Annotated in this window: 16 protein-coding genes; 2 read left to right on the top strand and 14 right to left on the bottom strand. The window is 67.7% G+C overall.

Annotated elements, in window-relative coordinates; translation table 11 throughout:
• Positions 1 to 49 precede the first annotated feature (49 nt).
• The 4 genes from AB4Y64_RS14160 to AB4Y64_RS14145 are packed head-to-tail and all read right to left on the bottom strand — an operon-like array spanning position 50 to position 5,857.
• Positions 50 to 988 carry a TrmH family RNA methyltransferase gene (locus tag AB4Y64_RS14160; protein WP_441817100.1) on the bottom strand — a complete coding sequence of 313 codons (939 nt, stop codon included), beginning with the start codon at positions 986 to 988 and terminating at the stop codon, positions 50 to 52.
• Between the two features lie 15 nt (positions 989 to 1,003).
• Positions 1,004 to 1,561, bottom strand: a complete 558-nt coding sequence (locus tag AB4Y64_RS14155) for a GNAT family N-acetyltransferase (RefSeq protein ID WP_441817099.1) — start codon at positions 1,559 to 1,561, stop codon at positions 1,004 to 1,006.
• Positions 1,562 to 1,618: 57 nt separating this feature from the next.
• Positions 1,619 to 4,744, bottom strand: coding sequence for an efflux RND transporter permease subunit (locus tag AB4Y64_RS14150; RefSeq protein WP_441817098.1), 3,126 nt, complete (start codon positions 4,742 to 4,744; stop codon positions 1,619 to 1,621).
• Between the two features lie 3 nt (positions 4,745 to 4,747).
• On the bottom strand, positions 4,748 to 5,857 hold the full coding sequence (locus AB4Y64_RS14145) for an efflux RND transporter periplasmic adaptor subunit (RefSeq protein ID WP_441817097.1): 1,110 nt from the start codon (positions 5,855 to 5,857) through the stop codon (positions 4,748 to 4,750).
• 274 nt (positions 5,858 to 6,131) lie between these two features.
• Between AB4Y64_RS14145 and cysK the strand changes: the two genes are divergently transcribed.
• Complete coding sequence (gene cysK / locus AB4Y64_RS14140; protein WP_441817096.1) at positions 6,132 to 7,085, top strand: cysteine synthase A; 954 nt, start codon at positions 6,132 to 6,134, stop codon at positions 7,083 to 7,085.
• A gap of 120 nt (positions 7,086 to 7,205) precedes the next feature.
• Positions 7,206 to 7,730 (top strand): O-acetyl-ADP-ribose deacetylase, encoded by a 525-nt coding sequence (locus AB4Y64_RS14135; protein ID WP_441817095.1) that lies wholly within the window; start codon positions 7,206 to 7,208, stop codon positions 7,728 to 7,730.
• Between the two features lie 3 nt (positions 7,731 to 7,733).
• On the opposite strand, the gene AB4Y64_RS14130 is transcribed toward AB4Y64_RS14135, so the two are convergent.
• The 10 genes from AB4Y64_RS14130 to AB4Y64_RS14085 all read right to left on the bottom strand — a co-directional run bounded on the left by AB4Y64_RS14130 (position 7,734) and on the right by AB4Y64_RS14085 (position 16,975).
• Positions 7,734 to 8,333, bottom strand: coding sequence for a NapC/NirT family cytochrome c (locus tag AB4Y64_RS14130; RefSeq protein WP_441817094.1), 600 nt, complete (start codon positions 8,331 to 8,333; stop codon positions 7,734 to 7,736).
• The gene (locus AB4Y64_RS14125) at positions 8,333 to 8,941 is read right to left on the bottom strand and encodes a nitrate reductase cytochrome c-type subunit (protein ID WP_441817093.1); all 609 of its coding nucleotides are present in this window, start codon (positions 8,939 to 8,941) and stop codon (positions 8,333 to 8,335) included. The genes AB4Y64_RS14130 and AB4Y64_RS14125 overlap by 1 nt, the downstream gene beginning before the upstream one ends.
• Before the next feature lie 12 nt (positions 8,942 to 8,953).
• Positions 8,954 to 11,446, bottom strand: a complete 2,493-nt coding sequence (gene napA, locus AB4Y64_RS14120) for a periplasmic nitrate reductase subunit alpha (protein ID WP_441817092.1) — start codon at positions 11,444 to 11,446, stop codon at positions 8,954 to 8,956.
• A complete protein-coding gene (locus AB4Y64_RS14115) occupies positions 11,443 to 11,751 on the bottom strand; it encodes a chaperone NapD (protein WP_441817091.1) in 309 nt (102 codons plus the stop codon). Before AB4Y64_RS14115 ends, napA begins: the two co-directional genes overlap by 4 nt.
• Positions 11,748 to 12,245: a ferredoxin-type protein NapF gene (gene napF, locus AB4Y64_RS14110; protein WP_441817090.1), complete on the bottom strand. Its 498-nt coding sequence runs from the start codon at positions 12,243 to 12,245 to the stop codon at positions 11,748 to 11,750. Before napF ends, AB4Y64_RS14115 begins: the two co-directional genes overlap by 4 nt.
• Position 12,246: 1 nt before the next feature.
• Positions 12,247 to 12,408 carry a periplasmic nitrate reductase, NapE protein gene (gene napE, locus AB4Y64_RS14105; RefSeq protein ID WP_441817089.1) on the bottom strand — a complete coding sequence of 54 codons (162 nt, stop codon included), beginning with the start codon at positions 12,406 to 12,408 and terminating at the stop codon, positions 12,247 to 12,249.
• A gap of 283 nt (positions 12,409 to 12,691) precedes the next feature.
• Positions 12,692 to 13,702: a class I fructose-bisphosphate aldolase gene (locus tag AB4Y64_RS14100; RefSeq protein WP_441817088.1), complete on the bottom strand. Its 1,011-nt coding sequence runs from the start codon at positions 13,700 to 13,702 to the stop codon at positions 12,692 to 12,694.
• Between the two features lie 163 nt (positions 13,703 to 13,865).
• Entirely contained in the window at positions 13,866 to 14,519 is a 654-nt protein-coding gene (locus tag AB4Y64_RS14095) for a hypothetical protein (RefSeq protein ID WP_441817087.1), read from the bottom strand.
• A gap of 161 nt (positions 14,520 to 14,680) precedes the next feature.
• Positions 14,681 to 16,147, bottom strand: a complete 1,467-nt coding sequence (pyk, locus tag AB4Y64_RS14090) for a pyruvate kinase (protein ID WP_441817086.1) — start codon at positions 16,145 to 16,147, stop codon at positions 14,681 to 14,683.
• A 189-nt stretch (positions 16,148 to 16,336) separates the two neighbouring features.
• Positions 16,337 to 16,975: an HAD hydrolase-like protein gene (locus tag AB4Y64_RS14085; RefSeq protein ID WP_441817085.1), complete on the bottom strand. Its 639-nt coding sequence runs from the start codon at positions 16,973 to 16,975 to the stop codon at positions 16,337 to 16,339.
• Positions 16,976 to 17,078: the final 103 nt, after the last annotated feature.

Raw genomic sequence — 17,078 nt, 5'->3', positions numbered from 1 at the left:
CCGCCGGCCTTGAGCCAATGGATACGTTCGACGGCGCGATGGTTGCAATTCAGCGGCGTGCGCGCCAGCTCGCCAGCAGCACGGCCGCCGCGGAGGCGACGTTGAGGCTTTCCACCGCGCCCGTGCCGGGGATCGACAGGCGCAGGTCGCAGGCCGCGGCCAGTTCCCGATCCATGCCCTCGCCTTCGGCGCCGAGCACGTAGATCACGCGCTGCGGCAGCGGCGCGGTGAACAGGTCGCTGCCACCGTGCACCACGGTCGCGGCGAGGGTGAAGCCGACACTGCGCAGCTGCGCGATGGCGTTGTCGGTGCGGCCCAGGCGGACCATCGGCACGATCTCGGCGCCGCCTTCGGCGACGCGCGCGGCCGCCCCGGAGAGCGTCAACGTCGAGTGCTTCGGCAGCAGGATCGCGCTGACGCCGAAGTGCGCGGCCGAGCGCAGGATCGCGCCGAAGTTGTGCGGGTTGCCGACGCCATCGAGCCAGATCGCGCATTGCGGTCCGGCCGGAAGTTCGCGCAGCCAGTTCGACAGCGCCATCGGCTCCTCGCGCAGGACATCGGCGACGACGCCTTCGTGATGCGCACTGGCGGCGAGCTTGTGCAGGTCTTCCTCATCGACCACGCGGTAGCCGACTCGGTTGGCGACACACCACTTCAACATCGGCTGCAGGGCCGGAATGCGCGCTTCGGCCAGATAGACCTTGCGGATCGCCTGCGGACGCCGGGCGAACACCGCGCGCACGGCATTGAGTCCGTACAGGCGCAGCTCGGCGCTGCGACGCTCGCGCGCCGACGGGCCCAGGTCGTGGTCGGCTTCGTGCGCGGCCTCGGCCGGACGCGGCGCGTGCGACCCGTAAGGCGCGCGCGGTGCACGCGGCGGACGATCGGAGGGCGTCTGGCTGCGCTCACGCGGCGGACGCCCCCAGGGCTGACCGGTCGGAGGTTGGCGCGGGCCGCGCGGCGGCTTGCCGGGGGGATCATGTCGCATCTGTCGTGTTCCTTCTCATCTTGGCGGCTGCACCTTCGCGAACACGCGCAGGTCATGCACCTCGCCGGACTTCACTACGGCGCAACGTTGCGCGCCCTCTTCTTCAAATCCGTTCTTCTGCAGCACCCTTGCCGACGCGGGGTTGCTGTCGAGCACGGTTGCCTGCAGGCGGTACAGCCAGTGGCTCTGGATCAGCCACGGCACATACAGCGCCACCACTTTCGTCATCAGTCCACGGCCCCAACGGGCATGGCCCAGCCAGTACCCCATCTCCGCCGAATGCCGCCGGTCGCCCTGCCCGGGGCGCGCACCGATGCCGCCGCAGGCGTCGCCTTCGATTTCGATCGCGAACACCGGGTCGGTCAGGTCGACGACCTGGCCGGCGAGGAACCGCTCGCCGTCCACGCGCGTGTATGGATGCGGGAAACGGTCGCTGAGGCCACGCACGACGCGCTCGTCGTTTGCGTGCGCCAGCAAGTCATCGAGGTCATCCGGGCGCCATGGCCGCAACACGAAGCCGTCGCCGGCCAGGCGCACGTCTTGGAGGTCGTGCTGGCGGAGCAGGTTGGGCATGAGGCAAGGGTAACCGATCGCTGCGGCGTCCCCTCTCCCTGGCCGCTTTGCGGCCGGTCAGGCGTGCCCGCCGACCGAAGGCGTCTGTGCCTCCAGCTTCTCCAGCTCCTGCGACACCGCTTCGGGCGACTTCGTGTACCTGGCCAGCAGCACGTAGAACGCCGGCACCACGAACAGCGACAGCAGCGTCGAGAACGACACGCCGAAGATCACCACGATACCGATCGTCGCGCGGCTGGCCGAACCCGGACCGCCCGCCACCACCAGCGGCACCGCACCCACCACGGTCGCGATGGACGTCATCAGGATCGGGCGCAGGCGCACTGCCGAGGCCTCGACGATCGCCTGGTGGATGCTGCGACCTTCATCGCGCAACTGGTTGGCGAACTCGACGATCAGGATGCCGTTCTTCGCCGCCAGGCCCACCAGCATCACGATGCCGATCTGGCTGAACAGATTGAGCGTGCCGCCCGTCAACGCCAGGCCGATCAATGCACCGAGCACGCCCAGCGGCACCGTCAGCATGATCACGAACGGATGGATGAAGCTCTCGAACTGCGCCGCCAGCACCAGGTAGACGATCAGCAGCGCCAGGGTGAAGGTCAGCAGCACTGCGCCGCCGGCCTTGAGGTACTCGCGCGACTCGCCCTTCCAGTCGATCTGGGCGTGGTCGGGCAGTTCTTCCTGCACCGTCTTTTCCAGCCACTGCATGGCTTCGCCCATGCGGTAGCCCGGCGTCAGGCCGGCACTGATGGTGATCGCGCGCAGGCGGTTGAAGCGGTTGAGGCTGCCCGGCTCGGCCAGCTCGCGCAGCGTCACCAGGTTAGACAGCGGGATCAGCGCGCCATCGCGTGCCCGCACCTGGATCGCTTCCAGGTCGGCCGGCGACGCGCGCAGCTCGCGGTCGGACTGGACGATGACGTCGTACTCCTCGCCGTTCTGCACGAAGGTGGTGACGCGACGGCTGCCCATCATCGTCTCCAGGGCATGGCCGATGTCGGTCACCGGCACGCCGAGGTCGGCGGCGCGCTGGCGGTCGATCTCCACGCGCATCTGCGGGCGCGTTTCCTTGTAGTCCGAGTCGGTGGAGAAGAAGCCCGGGTTCTGTTCCATCTTCGCCAGCAGCTTGTCGCGCCACTGGGCCAGCTCGGCGTATTCGGGGCCGCCGAGCACGATGTTGATCGGCTGGCCACGACCGCGCACCAGGCCGCCACTGACCTGCGGCATCGCGCGCACGCCCGGCAGGCTGCCAAGCTCGCCCTGCAGCTGCTTGGCGACGTCGGCGGTGCTGATGTCGCGCTCCTTCCAGTCCTTCAGGAACACGGCGATGCGGCCGGTGTGCATCTCCTCACTCGCGCCAAAGCCGCCGGGCACGCGCGGGTTGTAGCGCTGGATCACGCCGTTCTTGCCGGTATGCGCGGCGACGATCTTCTCGACCTGCTGCACCTGGCCGACGGTGTAGTCGAAACCGGCGCCTTCCGGGCCAAGGATGCTGATCTGGAACGAGCCGCGGTCTTCCGGCGGCGCCAGCTCCGAGGGCACCACCTTGAACAGCACCAGGCTGAGGACGATCGCCACCACCATCACGCCACCGAACACCCACGGGTGGTCGACACTGTGGTCGAGGAAGCGGCGATAGCGCTTGCCGATGCCGTCCAGGCGCGCATTGACCCAGCGGTTGACCGGGTTGGATTTCTCCTCGCTGTGCGCGCGCACCAGCTTGGACGACATCATCGGCGTCAGCGTCAGCGCGACGAACGCCGACAGCGCCACCGCGCCGGCCAGCGCCACCGACAGTTCGCGGAACAGGCGGCCGGTGTTGCCTTCCATGAAGCCGACCGGCAGGAACACCGCCACCAGCACCGCGGTGGTCGCGATCACCGCGAAGGCGACCTGCTTGGTGCCGCGCTTGGCCGCGACCAGGCGCGGTTCGCCCAGGTCGATGCGGCGCTGGATGTTCTCCAGCACCACGATCGCATCGTCGACCACCAGGCCGATGCACAGCACCAGCGCCAGCAGGGTCAGCAGGTTGATCGAGAAGCCGAACAGATACAGCGGTATGAACGCGGCGATCAGGCACACCGGCACCGTCACGGCCGGAATCAGCGCCGCGCGGATGCTGCCCAGGAACAGCCAGATCACCAGCAGCACCAGGATGATGGCTTCCACCAGGGTGTGGTAGACGCGCTCGACCGCCGATTCGATGAACACCGTGGTGTCGAAGGCGACGAAGATGCTGGTGCCCTGCGGCAGCGTCTTCTGCACCTGCTCGGCCTCGGCGCGGACGGCGCGGGCGACATCGAGGCTGTTGGCGGTGGAGGTCTTGACGATGCCAAGGCCGATGTTGGGTTCGCCGTTGCTGCGGTAGTAGGCGCGGCGCTCGGCCGAGGCCAGTTCGATCCTGGCCACGTCGCCCAGTCGCACGACGTAGCCGTCGGCGCCCTTGGCCAGCGGGATCTGGGCGAAGTCCTCGGGCTTCTGGTAGCTGCGCGCCACGCGCAGGGTGAAGTCGCGGGAATTGGACTCGATGCGGCCGGCCGGCAGCTCGACGTTCTCGGCCTGCAGCGCGTTCTCGACATCGTTGACGGTGATGCCGCGCGCGGCGAGCGCGTCGCGATCGATCCACACGCGCATCGCGTAGCGCTGCTGGCCGCCGATGCGGACCTGGGCGACGCCGTCGACCGATGACAGCCGGTCGACCACGTAGCGCTCGGCGTAGTCGGACAGCTGCAGCGTGTCCATCTTCGTCGAGCTCATGTTGAGCCAGAGGATCGGATCGGCGTCGGCCTCGACCTTCTCGATCTGCGGCGGGTCGGCTTCGTCGGGCATGCGGTTGCTGACGCGGCTGACGGCATCGCGCACGTCGTTTGCGGCCGCCTCGATTTCGCGCGACAGGGTGAACTCGATGCTGATGGAAGCGCGGCCGTTGATGCTGCGCGACTCGATGGTCTCGATGCCCTCGATGCCGGCCAGCGCGTCCTCGAGGATCTGGGTGATGCGGGTTTCCACCACCGCCGCCGAGGCGCCGGGGTAGTTGACGTCGACCGACACGATCGGCGGGTCGATCGCCGGCAGTTCGCGCAATGTCAGGCGCGAGAACGCCATCACGCCGAGCACGATGAGCAGCAGGCTCATCACCGTGGCGAACACGGGACGGCGGATGGACAGATCGGACAGGTTCATGGCTCAGCCCCGGCTGGCAGGCGTGACCAGCTCGGCCGTCTGCCCGGATTTTCTGTCTGCTCCGGTGTCGGTGCTGATGTCGGAGATCTTGCTGCCGATGCGCAACTTGCCGGTGCCGTCGACGACGATGCGGTCGCCGACCTTCAGCCCCTGCACGACCTCGGCCTTGCCGTCGCGGCGGCTGCCGACCTTGACGTCGGCGCGTTCGACCGACGCGTCGGCCTTGACCCGGTAGACGAAGCTGTCGGTGCCGACCTGCACGATCGAGATCTCCGGCACCAGCAGTGCCTGCCGCTCCGGCCGCACGAGCGTCATCTGCAGCAGCATGCCCGGACGCAGTTCGCGGCCGTCGTTGGCGAAGTCGGCGCGGACAGTGACGGCGCGGGTGGCCTCGTCGACGCGCGCATCGACCGTGCTCACCACGCCTTCGAAATGACGGCCCGGGTAGGCGGTGCTGGTGCCGCTGACGTTCTGGCCGACGGCGAGGCTGGCCAGCAAGGCCTCCTGCACCGGGAAGTCGACGTAGACGCGCGCGGTGTCGTCGAGCGTGGCGATCGGCGTGCCGGGGGTGACCAGCGCGCCCGGGCTGACTTGGCGGATGCCGAGCACGCCGCTGAACGGGGCGCGGATCACGCGGTCGCCGATGTCGGCGCGCATCTGCGCGACGCGGGCGCGGGCGACGTCGCGGGCGGCGCGCTGGGTGTCTAGGGTCGAGCGTGCGATGAGCTGCTGTGTGTCCAGTTCGGTCTGGCGCTTGTACAGCTGCTCGGATTCATTGGCCGCGGCTTCGGCCTGGGCCAGGGCGGCCTGTTGCTGGCGCCCGGTCAGGGTGATCAGCGGCGCGCCGGCGGCCACGCTGTCGCCGCTGTTGAAGTGCACCTGTTCGACGGTCTCGCTGACCTTGGCCGTGACGGTGATCGACTCGCGCGCCTTGACGTTGCCGAGGGCCATCACGGTGTCGCTCCACGGCTGCATGCTCACCTGCTGGGTGGTGACCGGGATCGGCCGATCGCCGCCGCCGTCGTGCTGCTTGGCGTCATTGCTGCCGCACGCGGCCAGCGCGAAGGCGAAAACCAGCAGACAGCTGGCCTGGAAACCCGGGGTAAGTCGCATGCGGCTCTCTGAACATGGGGCACCGGTGTGCCCAAACCATTGGATTCTAGCGGTCCAGGGTTAACGTCTGCGTAGGCCATTGGTTGACAACACACTGGGCACAGCCCTGGCCGCGCTTCGTGGCCGCGCCAGGCGGTCTGCAACGGCCAGCGCGACTGTGGCACTCTGCGCCGGCGATCACACATCGGCGACCCAGGGCTCCCATGGCTGCCTGGGCTCCCGGCCCCGTCCAGCGGCGGCCCGCACGACTTCCCACCCCTGCCAGGAGTCGAAAATGATCCACGACAGCATCCTCGACACAATCGGCCACACCCCGGTCGTGCGCCTGCACCGCCTGGCTCCGGACCACGTGACCGTCTACGCGAAGGTCGAAGCGTTCAACCCCGGCGGCTCGGTCAAGGACCGCCTCGCCCTGGCGATCATCCTCGATGCCGAAGCGCGCGGCCTGCTCAAGCCGGGCGACACCGTGGTCGAAGCCACGTCCGGCAACACCGGCGTGGCACTGGCGATGGTCTGCGCGGCCCGCGGCTACAAGTTCGTCGCGACCATGTCGGAAACCTTCTCGATGGAACGGCGCAAGCTGATGCGCGCCTTCGGCGCCAAGGTCATCCTGACCCCGGCGGCCGAACGCGGCAGCGGCATGGTCCGTCGCGCCGAAGAGCTGGCCAGGCAGCACGGCTGGTTCCTCGCCCGCCAGTTCCAGAACCCGGCAAACCCGGCCTACCACCGCCAGACCACCGCGGCCGAGATCCTGCGCGACTTCGCCGGGCGCCGGCTCGATCATTTCGTCACCGGCTGGGGCACCGGCGGCACCCTCACCGGGGTCGGCGAAGTGCTCAAGGTCGCCCGCCCGGAAGTGCGCGTGACCGCCTGCGAGCCGGCGGGTGCGGCGCTGCTCTCGGGCAAGGAATGGCAGCCGCACAAGATCCAGGGCTGGACGCCGGACTTCGTTCCCGAGGTGCTCAACCGCGATGTGGCCGATGCGATCCTGCCCATCGACGACGTGCTCGCGCGCGATACCGCACGACGCCTGGCCAGCGAGGAAGGCATCTTCGTCGGCATCTCCGCCGGCGCCACCGTGGCGGCGGCGCTGGAAGTGGCGCGCAATGCCGACAAGGGCGCGGTGATCCTGGCGATGCTGCCCGACACCGGCGAGCGTTACCTCAGCACGTTCCTGTTCGAAGGCGTGAACGAGGGCTCCGACGACGAGTGGCTGGCGGCGTTGTAGGCCGCCGCTGCGCTCAAGGCCCCGTCATCCCCGCGAAGGCGGGGACCCAGCGACTTGAGGCGCATGCACGTCACTGGGTTCCCGCCTTCGCGGGAATGACCGCAATGGAAGTGTTCAGCCATGACCATGCACGTGTTCGAAGGCGACATCACGATCCTGGCGGTCGACGCCATCGTCAACGCCGCCAATGAAGCGCTGCTGGGAGGCGGCGGTGTCGACGGCGCGATCCATCGTGCTGCCGGCCCGGGCCTGCTCGAGGAGTGCCGGGCGCTGCCGCAGGTCCGGCCCGGCGTGCGCTGCCCGACCGGCGAGGCGCGCATCACCGCTGGCCATCGCCTTCCCGCGCGCCACGTGATCCACACCGTCGGCCCGGTCTGGCACGGCGGCAACGCCGGCGAGCCGGCATTGCTCGCCGCCTGCTATCGCAACAGCCTGGAGCTGGCGATGCAGCACGGCGCCGAGTCGATCACGTTCCCCGCGATCAGTTGCGGCGTGTACGGCTATCCGCCGGAACTGGCGGTGCCGCTGGCGGTGTCGGCGGTGGATCAGTGGCAGGCCGCGCACAAGCAACCGATCGCGGTCACGTTCGCCTGCTTCGGCAACGAGATGGCGCAGCGCTATCGCGCGATGCTGGACTCGATCTGACGCTCAGCCCTGCGGGATGCCGGCCATGTCCGGCAGGTGATGCGCCACACCCTTGTGGCAATCGATGCAGGTCTTCTCGCCCGTGCCGAGCCAGCGCTTGTGGATCTGCGATGCGCGCGATCCCTGCCGGGTCAGGTCCATCGAGTCGTAGTCGTGGCAATTGCGGCACTCCAGCGAGTCGTTGGCCTTCAGGCGCGCCCATTCGTGCATCGCCAGCTCGAGGCGGTGATCGAGGAATTTCTCGCGCGTATCTATCGTGCCGAACACCTTTCCCCACACCTCCTTCGACGCCTGCATCTTGCGCGCGATCTTGTCGGTCCATTGATGCGGCACGTGGCAGTCCGGGCAGGTTGCGCGCACGCCGGAACGGTTGCTGTAGTGGATGGTCGTCTTCAGCTCCTGGAACACGTTGTCGTGCATCTCGTGGCAGCCGGTGCAGAACTTCTCGGTGTTGGTCGCTTCCAGGGCGGTGTTGAAGCCGCCCCAGAACATGATCCCGGCGACGAATCCCGCCGCCACCAGGAAGCCCAGGCTGTAGTGCACGCTGGGTGAGCGCAGCGTGCGCCAGTAGGGCCTGAGCGCTTCCAGCCAGCGCCGCAGCATCACTTGCTCTCCCGGGCGGAGGTGGCGCCGGCCTGGCCGGATTCGGCGGCCGCCAGCACCTTGTCGATGTCCTGGAAGGTGTTGCCCACCAGCTCCGGCGCGTCGGTCTGGACGACGTGGCACTGGTTGCAGAAGTAGCGCCGCGACGAGATCGACGCCAGGAACTGGTCGTCGCGGTCCATGTAGTGGGTCACGCTGACCGGCGGCGCCTGGAACTTCTCGGCGTTGGCACGGGCATGGCAGAGCATGCAGCGATTGCTGTTCTTGTCGATCTGGTAACCGTCGATGGCGTGCGGGATTGTCGGCGGCTGCATCGGGTAGGCACGCTCGCGCTTTCGGTCGACATTCTCCACCCGCGCCATCGGCACCGGCACCGCCTCCTGGTCGACGGGCACGCCGCGACGCAATGCGTCCAGCTGGCGCGAACCGGTACGGCCCATTACCGATCCGGCCGACTCGGCCGGCTGCGCCGGCGCTGCCGCCACCTGCGCTTCGCCGGCGCGGTCATGCCGGGCGACCATCCGCCCGAACAGCCAGCCGGCGAAGAATATGATCGCCATCACCGCGACAGTCATTCCGGCAGCGATCAACAAAGGCTTGTTGCGCATGGCCATTCCCTCCTAGGCGCCCAGGACCTTGACCGCGCACTTCTTGAAGTCGGTCTGCTTGGAGATCGGATCGGTGGCGTCGAGCGTGACCTTGTTGATCAGTTGCCCGGCATCGAACCACGGCACGAACACCACCCCGGGCGGCATCCGGTTGCGGCCACGCGTCTCCACGCGGGTACGCATCTCGCCGCGCCGCGACACCACGCGGACGTCGTCGCCGCGCTTGAGCCCGCGCGCCTTGGCGTCGTCGGGGTTCATGAAGATCACCGCGCTGGGGAAACTGCGATACAGCTCCGGCACGCGCATCGTCATCGAACCCGAATGCCAGTGCTCGAGCACGCGCCCGGTGACCAGCCACATGTCGTATTCCTTGTCCGGCGACTCGGCCGGCGGCTCGTACGGCAACGCCCAGATCACCGCGCGCCCGTCGGGATTGCCGTAGAACTGGTAGCCGGTGCCGGCCTTGACGTAGGGGTCCGCGCCTTCGCGGTAGCGCCAGCGCGTCTCCTTGCCATCGACCACCGGCCAGCGCAGCCCGCGCGTGCGGTGATAGTCGTCGAACGGCGCCAGGTCGTGGCCATGGCCGCGGCCGAACGTGGCGTACTCCTCGAACAGGCCCTTCTGCACGTAGAAGCCAAAGTGAGTGGACTCGTCGTTGGCGTAGCCCTTCTCGATGTCGGCCAGCGGGAACTTGTCGACGTTGCCGTTGCGGAACAGCACGTCGTACAGCGTCTTGCCCTTGAACCCGGGATTGGCGGCCAGCAGATCGGCCGGCCAGCACTCGTCGGTGGTGAAGCGCTTGGAGAATTCCATCAGCTGCCACAGGTCCGATCGCGCCTGCGCCGGCGCATTCACCAACTGGTGCCAGAACTGGGTGCGACGCTCGGCGTTGCCATAGGCGCCCTCCTTCTCCACCCACATCGCCGCCGGCAGCACGAGGTCGGCGGCCTGCGCGGTCACGGTGGGATAGGCGTCGGACACGACGATGAAGTTTTCCGGGTTGCGGTAGCCCGGCCAGCCTTCCTCGCGCAGGTTGGCCGCCGCCTGCATGTTGTTGTTGACCTGGACCCAGTAGGCGTTGAGCTTGCCGTCCTTGAGCGCACGGTTCTGCTCGACGGCGTGGTAGCCCGGCTTGGCCTTGATGATGCCGTGCGGGATCTTCCAGATCTCCTCGGCGTGCTTGCGGTGCTCGGGATTGGTCACCACCATGTCGGCCGGCAAGCGATGGCTGAACGTGCCGACCTCGCGCGCTGTTCCGCAGGCCGAAGGCTGACCGGTCAGCGAGAACGGGCTGTTGCCGGGCGTGGCGATCTTGCCGGTCAGCAGGTGCAGGTTGTAGACCATGTTGTTGGCCCACACGCCGCGCGTGTGCTGGTTGAAGCCCATGGTCCAGAACGAGGTGACCTTGATCTTCGGGTCGGCGTACAGCTCGGCCAGCTTCTGCAGCCAGCCGGCCTCCACGCCGGTCATCTCGACCGTCTTCTCCAGCGTGTACGGGGCCACGAACGCGGCGAACTGGTCGAAGTCGATCACCTTGCCGCCGCCGGCATCCTTGGCGTTCTTCGCCTTCATCTCCAGCGGGTGTTCCGGGCGCAGCCCATAGCCGATGTCGTCGTTGCCCTGCTTGAAGCTGGTGTGCTTGTCGACGAAGTCCTTGTTGACCTTGCCGCTCTTGATGATGTGGTTGGCGATGTAGTTGAGGATGACCAGGTCGGTCTGCGGCTTGAACACGATCGGGATGTCGGCCAGCTCGAAGCTGCGGTGCTCGAAGGTGGACAGCACGGCGACCTTGACGTTGGGATTGGTCAGGCGGCGATCTGTCACCCGCGTCCACAGGATCGGGTGCATCTCGGCCATGTTCGAACCCCACAGCACGAATGCGTCGGCCGCCTCGAAGTCGTCGTAGCAGCCCATCGGTTCGTCCATGCCGAAGGTGCGCATGAAGCCCATCACCGCCGAGGCCATGCAATGGCGCGCGTTTGGATCGATGTGATTGCTGCGGAAACCGGCCTTCATCAGCTTGTTGGCGGCATAGCCCTCGAAGATCGTCCACTGGCCGGAACCGAACATGCCGATCGCGTCGCCGCCCTTGGCCTTGAGCACGCGCTTGAACTGCGCGGCCATGACGTCGAAGGCCTCGTCCCATTCGACTTCGACGAAGTCGCCTTCCTTCGCGTAGACGCCGTCCTTCTTGCGCAGCAGCGGCTTGGTCAGGCGATCGCTGCCGTACATGATCTTCGACAGGAAATAGCCCTTGATGCAGTTGATGCCGCGGTTGACCTCGGCATGGACATCGCCGTGGGTGGCGACCACGCGACCGTCCTTGACGGCGACGTTGACGCCACAGCCGGTGCCGCAGAAGCGGCATGGCGCCTTGTCCCACTTCAGCGCGGTCAGGTCGCCTTCGGTGACGATGTTGGCCGCGCCGCCGGGCAACGACATGCCGGCGGCGGCCGCGGCGGTGGTGACTGCGCTGTTGCGGATGAACTCGCGGCGGGTGGTCATGGCGCGGCTCCGGTGACTGGTTGCGTGGGCATGGGCATATCGAGCGCCTCGCCCGGTTCGGCGTGGTGATAGACCAGCAGGACATTGAGCACGCCCGGCACGGCGCGCAGCGCCTCGATTCGATCGAGCAGGCCGTACTGGTCGGCGCATTCGCACAGCACGATGCTGCGCGTGCCCTCGCTGCGCGCCAGCTCCATGTCGTCGCTGGCGGCGATCCAGGTGGCCAGCGCCGACGCGGCTTCGCCGCGATGCTGAACAACGAAACTGGCGATATGCACGTCGTTGGCGGCGCTGTCGCTGCTCATGCCTGCTCCAGATGGGTGATGGCCATCGCCTCGACCGGGCATACACCCACGCACGCCCCGCAGCCATTGCAGCGCGCGGCGTCGACGACGGGCGTCGGCACGGAAGTCGACAGCGGGAACGCGATCGCCCGCTCCGGGCAGGCATCGCGACAACTCGAACAGACCACGCCATGCCGCGGCAGGCAGGCATCGCCGGCCACCGCGAGCGTGTGCCATGGCATGGCGGCGACGTCGCGGTCGAGCGCATTCGGCGCACACGCATCGACACAGTCGCCGCAGAACGTGCACTCGCCCAGGCGCGGATCGAACACCGCGTAACCCCCTGCGCCGCGCACCAGCACCTGCTCGGGGCAGCGCTCGACGCAGGCGCCGCAACCGGTGCAGGCATCAACGAATTCGGATTCGGCCAGGGCCCATGGCGGCCGCAACGGCGTGCGTGCGGCCTGCCGCCCAAGCAACAGCGCGCGACGCGAACGATCGGGAACGGCGGACACGTCAGTGACCGCTCGGCGGACCGGCGAACATCTGCCAGATCCAGACCACGAAACCGTAGCCACCGACGAACATCACCGTCAGCAGCGGGAATACGACCGCAGTGAGCAGCAGGAACGCGATCCGCTCGCGGCGCCTGATGACCGTGTCGTCTGGCTGGCCCATTGGCTGGCTCCGTCCGAAGATCCATTCCGTCCGCAGGGAGGATGACGCCCCACCCCAACCGCTACCTTGATCCAGCTCAAACCAGACCGCACGACACCAGCTCAAGGCCGGCGTCAGTGGTACGCCACGGGGTGTTAACGCGTCGTGTTAACGAAGCGTTGCGCGCAATGTCGGCTTTCGGATGGGCGTCGTGGTCGGCGTGGCGGTTCCCGGATGGGCGTTTTCGGCCCACAAACAAAAAAGCCGGCGCAAGGCCGGCTCTTCTGCTGATTCGGAAGGACGCTTACGCAGCCTGCTTCCACTGCCCAAGCGCAGCCAGACCGTTGTCGCGAGCGCGCTCGTACACCGTCTGCTGGGCCTTGGCGAAGTTGTTGACCAGGTCCTGCGACCACAGCTTCAGCGCTGCCTGCTGCATCGCACGACCGTAGGAGAACGACAGCGGCCACGGATTGGGGCCCATCTGGTTCATCGCGTTGAGGTGCGCGGTCGCGTCCTCGTCGGCCTGGCCACCGGACAGGAACACGATGCCCGGCAGCGTCGCCGGCACGGTCGACTTCAGGCACTGCAGCGTGGCCGCGGCGACGTCCTCGACACTGGCCTTCTCGCCGCTGGTGGTGCCCGGCAGGACCATGGATGCCTTGAGGATGGTGCCCTCGAGCATCACGTTGTGCTCGTACAGCGAAGCGAACAGCGAACGCAGCGTGACCTCGGTGACCTCGAAGCAGGTCTCGATGTCGTGCGAACCGTCCATGATCACTTCCGGCTCGACCATCGGCACCAGGCCCTGCTCCTGGCACAGCGCCGCATAGCGCGCCAGCGCGTGCGCATTGGTGTCGATGCAGGTGCCCGACGGCGAATCGTCGCTGATGTTGATCACCGCGCGCCACTTGGCGAAACGCGCGCCGAGCTTGTAGTACTCCTCCAGGCGCGCACGCAGACCGTCCAGGCCCTCGGTCACCACTTCGCCCGGGAAACCGGCCAGCGCGTAGGTGCCCTTGTCGACCTTGATGCCCGGGATCATGCCGTTGTCGGACATGTACTTGGCAAACGGAACGCCGCTCCTGGTCGACTGACGGATGGTCTCGTCGAACAGGATCGCACCGGAGATGTAATCGCTCAGCTTGGGCGTGGCCAGCAGGAGTTCGCGGTAGGCGCGGCGGTTCTCTTCGGTGTTCTCGATGCCGACGCCGGCGAAGCGCTTGGCAATGGTGCTGGTGGACTCATCGATGGCGATGATGCCCTTGCCCGGGGCCACCATGGCCTGGGCGGTTTCGGCAAGCTGTTCGATGCTCATTGGACGTCCTGCGGGAGCGGGGTGGGAAGCCCGGCATTATAGCGGCAGCCGCCCGCCTCCGCCCGGCCAAGTCGACCACGAATCAATAACTTGCGTCGCCGGCACCCTCAGATCCAATACCACTTTGGGCGGCCTGCGCCTGCACCGGCATCACTGACCAGCATCACTGCCCGGCGATCGCCTGGTGCATGGCGCGATTGGCGGCGTCGCGGGTCTTCAGCGGCTGGCCGTACTCGTCCACGCCCGGGAAGAAATCCGCGGCCGGATCGATGCTGCGCTTGAGCGCGGCGATCTGCGCATAGCAGGCCGTCAGCTCGCCTGCGTGCGGGCACCCGAGCAGGTGGTAGAACTCGTGCACGGTGGCCTTGCCCGGCGGCGTGAACACCTGGTTGAGCGACACCTGGGTGGCGACCACGTAGCCGCGGGTGTGGGTCGGGTCGTCGACGCTCCCCAGCACTTCCGGCATCAGCAGGCCCCAGAGGAAATCGCCGGCATTGCGGTCGACGAATGCGACCAGGCGATCGCAGGGCGCTTCGAGTTCGTGCGAGATGACGTCATCGAACAGGCTGCGATGGGCGAAGCCGGCACGCGTCCACGACCGCACCCAGGGCACCACCACCTCGATGCCGTACGGCGCGAATTCCTGGTTGACGTCGGCGATGAGCTTGTCGACACGCTGCTGGCTGACATCGGCCGTGCGCAGCACGCACACGCGCAGCTGCACCGGCGGACCGTACCGGGTGGTGAAGCGCTCCTGCGTGTGCATGCCGACGGTGGTGCAGGCAGACAACGCCATGCAGGCGGCAAACAATGCCATCGTGGCAAGCCCGGCTCTGGCTGTTGGCACGGCACTTCCCTGTGGGGAGGGATTGCTATCGCCAACGCGCCGGCCATGAATCGGCGGCCATCACGCCGCCTTCGCGCCACCCTCTCCCAGCTGGCAGGCGCGGACGACCCGGCGCCTGCAACGAACGCGGACTAGAGCTCGCCCAGGCCCTCGGCGGTGCCGTCGGCGCCGACCTGCAACAGGCGCAGCGTATTGGTCGCGCCGTGCTGCTCCATGTGGTCGCCACTGGTGAATATGACGCGGTCGCCGACGCTGAGCCGGTCCTGCTTGAACAGCGCCTTGATCGCGCTGCGGGCGGCATCGCGCGAGGTCAGGCCACGGCTGTCGAAGTCATAGGCGACGACGTCGCGCATCATCGTCATGCGCCGGCGCGCGCCGTCATGGCGCGACATCGCGAAGATCGGCACCTGCGAGCGGAAGCGCGAGAGGAAGCGCGCGGTGCCGCCGGATTCGGTCATGGCCACGATCGCGCGCACGCCGATGTGCTCGGACAGGAACATCGTCGCCATGGCGATCGCCTGGTCGGCACGCTCGAGGTTGCGCGGCGCGGCTTCGAAATCGGTGTCGCGATTGAACTGGCGCTCGGCGCCCAGGCAGATGCGCGCCATCGCCTCGACCGCCTTGACCGGGTAGCGGCCGGCAGCCGATTCCTGCGACAGCATCACCGCGTCGGTGCCGTCGATCACGGCGTTGGCGACGTCGAGCACTTCGGCGCGGGTCGGGATCGGGCTGTCGACCATCGACTGCAGCATCTGCGTGGCGGTGATCACCACGCGGTTGCGCTCCAATGCCTCGCGGATGATCTTCTTCTGCAGGCCCGGCAGTTCGGCATCACCGATCTCCACGCCCAGGTCACCGCGCGCGACCATGACCACGTCGCTGGCGTCGACGATCTCCGACAGGTTCTCGATCGCTTCGGCGCGCTCGATCTTCGACACCAGCGCGGCATCGCAGCCGGCGGCGCGGGCGATGCGACGCGCCTCGTTCATGTCTTCGGCGTTGCGGCAGAACGACACCGCGATGAAGTCGGCGCCGAGTTCGGCCGCGACCAGGATCAGCTCCTTGTCGCGTTCGGTCAGTGCGCCCAGCGAAAGGCCACCGCCCTGCTTGTTGAGACCCTTGCGGTCGGACAGCGCACCGTCGTTGAGGACGGTGGTGATGATGCGCTCGCCTTCGATCGCACCGACGCGCAACTGCAGCAGGCCGTCGTCGAGCAGCAGCACGTCGCCGGGACGGACGTCATCGGGCAGGCCAAGGTAGCTGACGCCGACTTCGCGCAGGTTGCCCGGCGGCGGATTGGCGCTGGCCACCAGGTCGAAACGGTCGCCGGCCTTGAGCAGCACCTTGCCCTCGGCGAAACGCTCGATGCGGATCTTCGGACCAGGCAGGTCGGCGAGGATGCCGACTTCCACGCCGACCCGCTTGGCGGCTTCGCGAACGGCTTCGGCGCGGGCCACCTGCGAGGACGGATCGCCGTGCGAGAAGTTCAACCGGACCACGTCGACGCCGGCGGTGAGCAGTGCATCGAGCACGCCCGGCGGATCAGTGGCCGGGCCGAGGGTGGCGAGGATCTTGGTGCGGCGCTGTGTGGTCGTCATCGATTGCTGCTTCGCCTGGTGCGTTTCCATTGATTCGGGCGACGCTAGCACAGCTGTGCGTTCATTCGAATTGAATACGCATGCAATTGCGATGCGGGCCATCCATACCGTGGGGGATGTGGCCAAGTGGTCTGCAATCACCCGGGCAAAAGCAGACCAGCGGCGACGCGAACCCTCTCCCCGCCGCCTTCAGGCCACCAGCAGCCCCTGCAAGTCGCGCGGTGCATCGGCCAGGTGCAACGCCCCCGCCTCGCGCAGCTCGCTCTCGCCACCAAAGCCCCACAGCACGCCGACATTGCGCATGCCGTGGTGGCGCGCGCCTTCGATGTCCATGCGCCGGTCGCCGATCATCCAGCACTCGCCGGCAGCGACGTCGAAGCGCCGCAGCGCCTCGCCGATCAGCTGGTCCTTGTGGCTGATGCGGCCATCCAGGGTCGCGCCGACGATGTCGTCGAAGCGATGGCCGAACGGCAGGTGGGCGGCGATCTTGCGCGCGTGCGGTTCGTTCTTGGCGGTGACCACCGCCAGGCGATGGCCGGCCGCGTGCAGGGCTTCGATGGTCTCGCCGATGCCGGCATAGACCTCATGCTCGGCCCAGCCGTGGCTTTCGAAGCGGTCGCGGTAATGCAGCACGGCCTGCTCGACCTGCTGCGGATCGTCCAGCAGCGGTCCGAAACTGGTGCGCAGTGCCGGGCCAATCCAGCGCCGCAGTTCCGGTTGTGGCGGAACCGGCAGGCCCATGCGGGTCAGCGCGTACTCGACGCAACGGGTGATGCCGACCGCCGAGTCGATCAGCGTGCCGTCCATGTCGAAAAACAGGGTTGCCATGATGCGTGGTACTTCCGTCGGGAGAGGACGGGCAACTGCGCCATCCGCAGCCACCCGCCCGCCATTGGACCCGACGCACCCGGTCCGGACAAGGCGCGGGTTT

Origin of the sequence: Lysobacter sp. TAF61, assembly GCF_052113485.1 — a bacterium.
In the GTDB taxonomy this organism is placed as follows: domain Bacteria; phylum Pseudomonadota; class Gammaproteobacteria; order Xanthomonadales; family Xanthomonadaceae; genus Lysobacter_J.
Note: the sequence above shows the minus strand (reverse complement) of the source record. Positions and strands in the feature narration are given on the sequence as shown.

Bases quoted from the DNA above. Each gene is read 5' to 3' on its own strand.
- AB4Y64_RS14160 (WP_441817100.1), bottom strand. From the start codon at position 988: ATGCGACATGATCCCCCCGGCAAGCCGCCGCGCGGCCCGCGCCAACCT.
- AB4Y64_RS14155 (WP_441817099.1), bottom strand. From the start codon at position 1,561: ATGCCCAACCTGCTCCGCCAGCACGACCTCCAAGACGTGCGCCTGGCC.
- AB4Y64_RS14150 (WP_441817098.1), bottom strand. From the start codon at position 4,744: ATGAACCTGTCCGATCTGTCCATCCGCCGTCCCGTGTTCGCCACGGTG.
- AB4Y64_RS14145 (WP_441817097.1), bottom strand. From the start codon at position 5,857: ATGCGACTTACCCCGGGTTTCCAGGCCAGCTGTCTGCTGGTTTTCGCC.
- cysK (WP_441817096.1), top strand. From the start codon at position 6,132: ATGATCCACGACAGCATCCTCGACACAATCGGCCACACCCCGGTCGTG.
- AB4Y64_RS14135 (WP_441817095.1), top strand. From the start codon at position 7,206: ATGACCATGCACGTGTTCGAAGGCGACATCACGATCCTGGCGGTCGAC.
- AB4Y64_RS14130 (WP_441817094.1), bottom strand. From the start codon at position 8,333: ATGCTGCGGCGCTGGCTGGAAGCGCTCAGGCCCTACTGGCGCACGCTG.
- AB4Y64_RS14125 (WP_441817093.1), bottom strand. From the start codon at position 8,941: ATGCGCAACAAGCCTTTGTTGATCGCTGCCGGAATGACTGTCGCGGTG.
- napA (WP_441817092.1), bottom strand. From the start codon at position 11,446: ATGACCACCCGCCGCGAGTTCATCCGCAACAGCGCAGTCACCACCGCC.
- AB4Y64_RS14115 (WP_441817091.1), bottom strand. From the start codon at position 11,751: ATGAGCAGCGACAGCGCCGCCAACGACGTGCATATCGCCAGTTTCGTT.
- napE (WP_441817089.1), bottom strand. From the start codon at position 12,408: ATGGGCCAGCCAGACGACACGGTCATCAGGCGCCGCGAGCGGATCGCG.
- AB4Y64_RS14100 (WP_441817088.1), bottom strand. From the start codon at position 13,702: ATGAGCATCGAACAGCTTGCCGAAACCGCCCAGGCCATGGTGGCCCCG.
- AB4Y64_RS14095 (WP_441817087.1), bottom strand. From the start codon at position 14,519: ATGGCATTGTTTGCCGCCTGCATGGCGTTGTCTGCCTGCACCACCGTC.
- pyk (WP_441817086.1), bottom strand. From the start codon at position 16,147: ATGACGACCACACAGCGCCGCACCAAGATCCTCGCCACCCTCGGCCCG.
- AB4Y64_RS14085 (WP_441817085.1), bottom strand. From the start codon at position 16,975: ATGGCAACCCTGTTTTTCGACATGGACGGCACGCTGATCGACTCGGCG.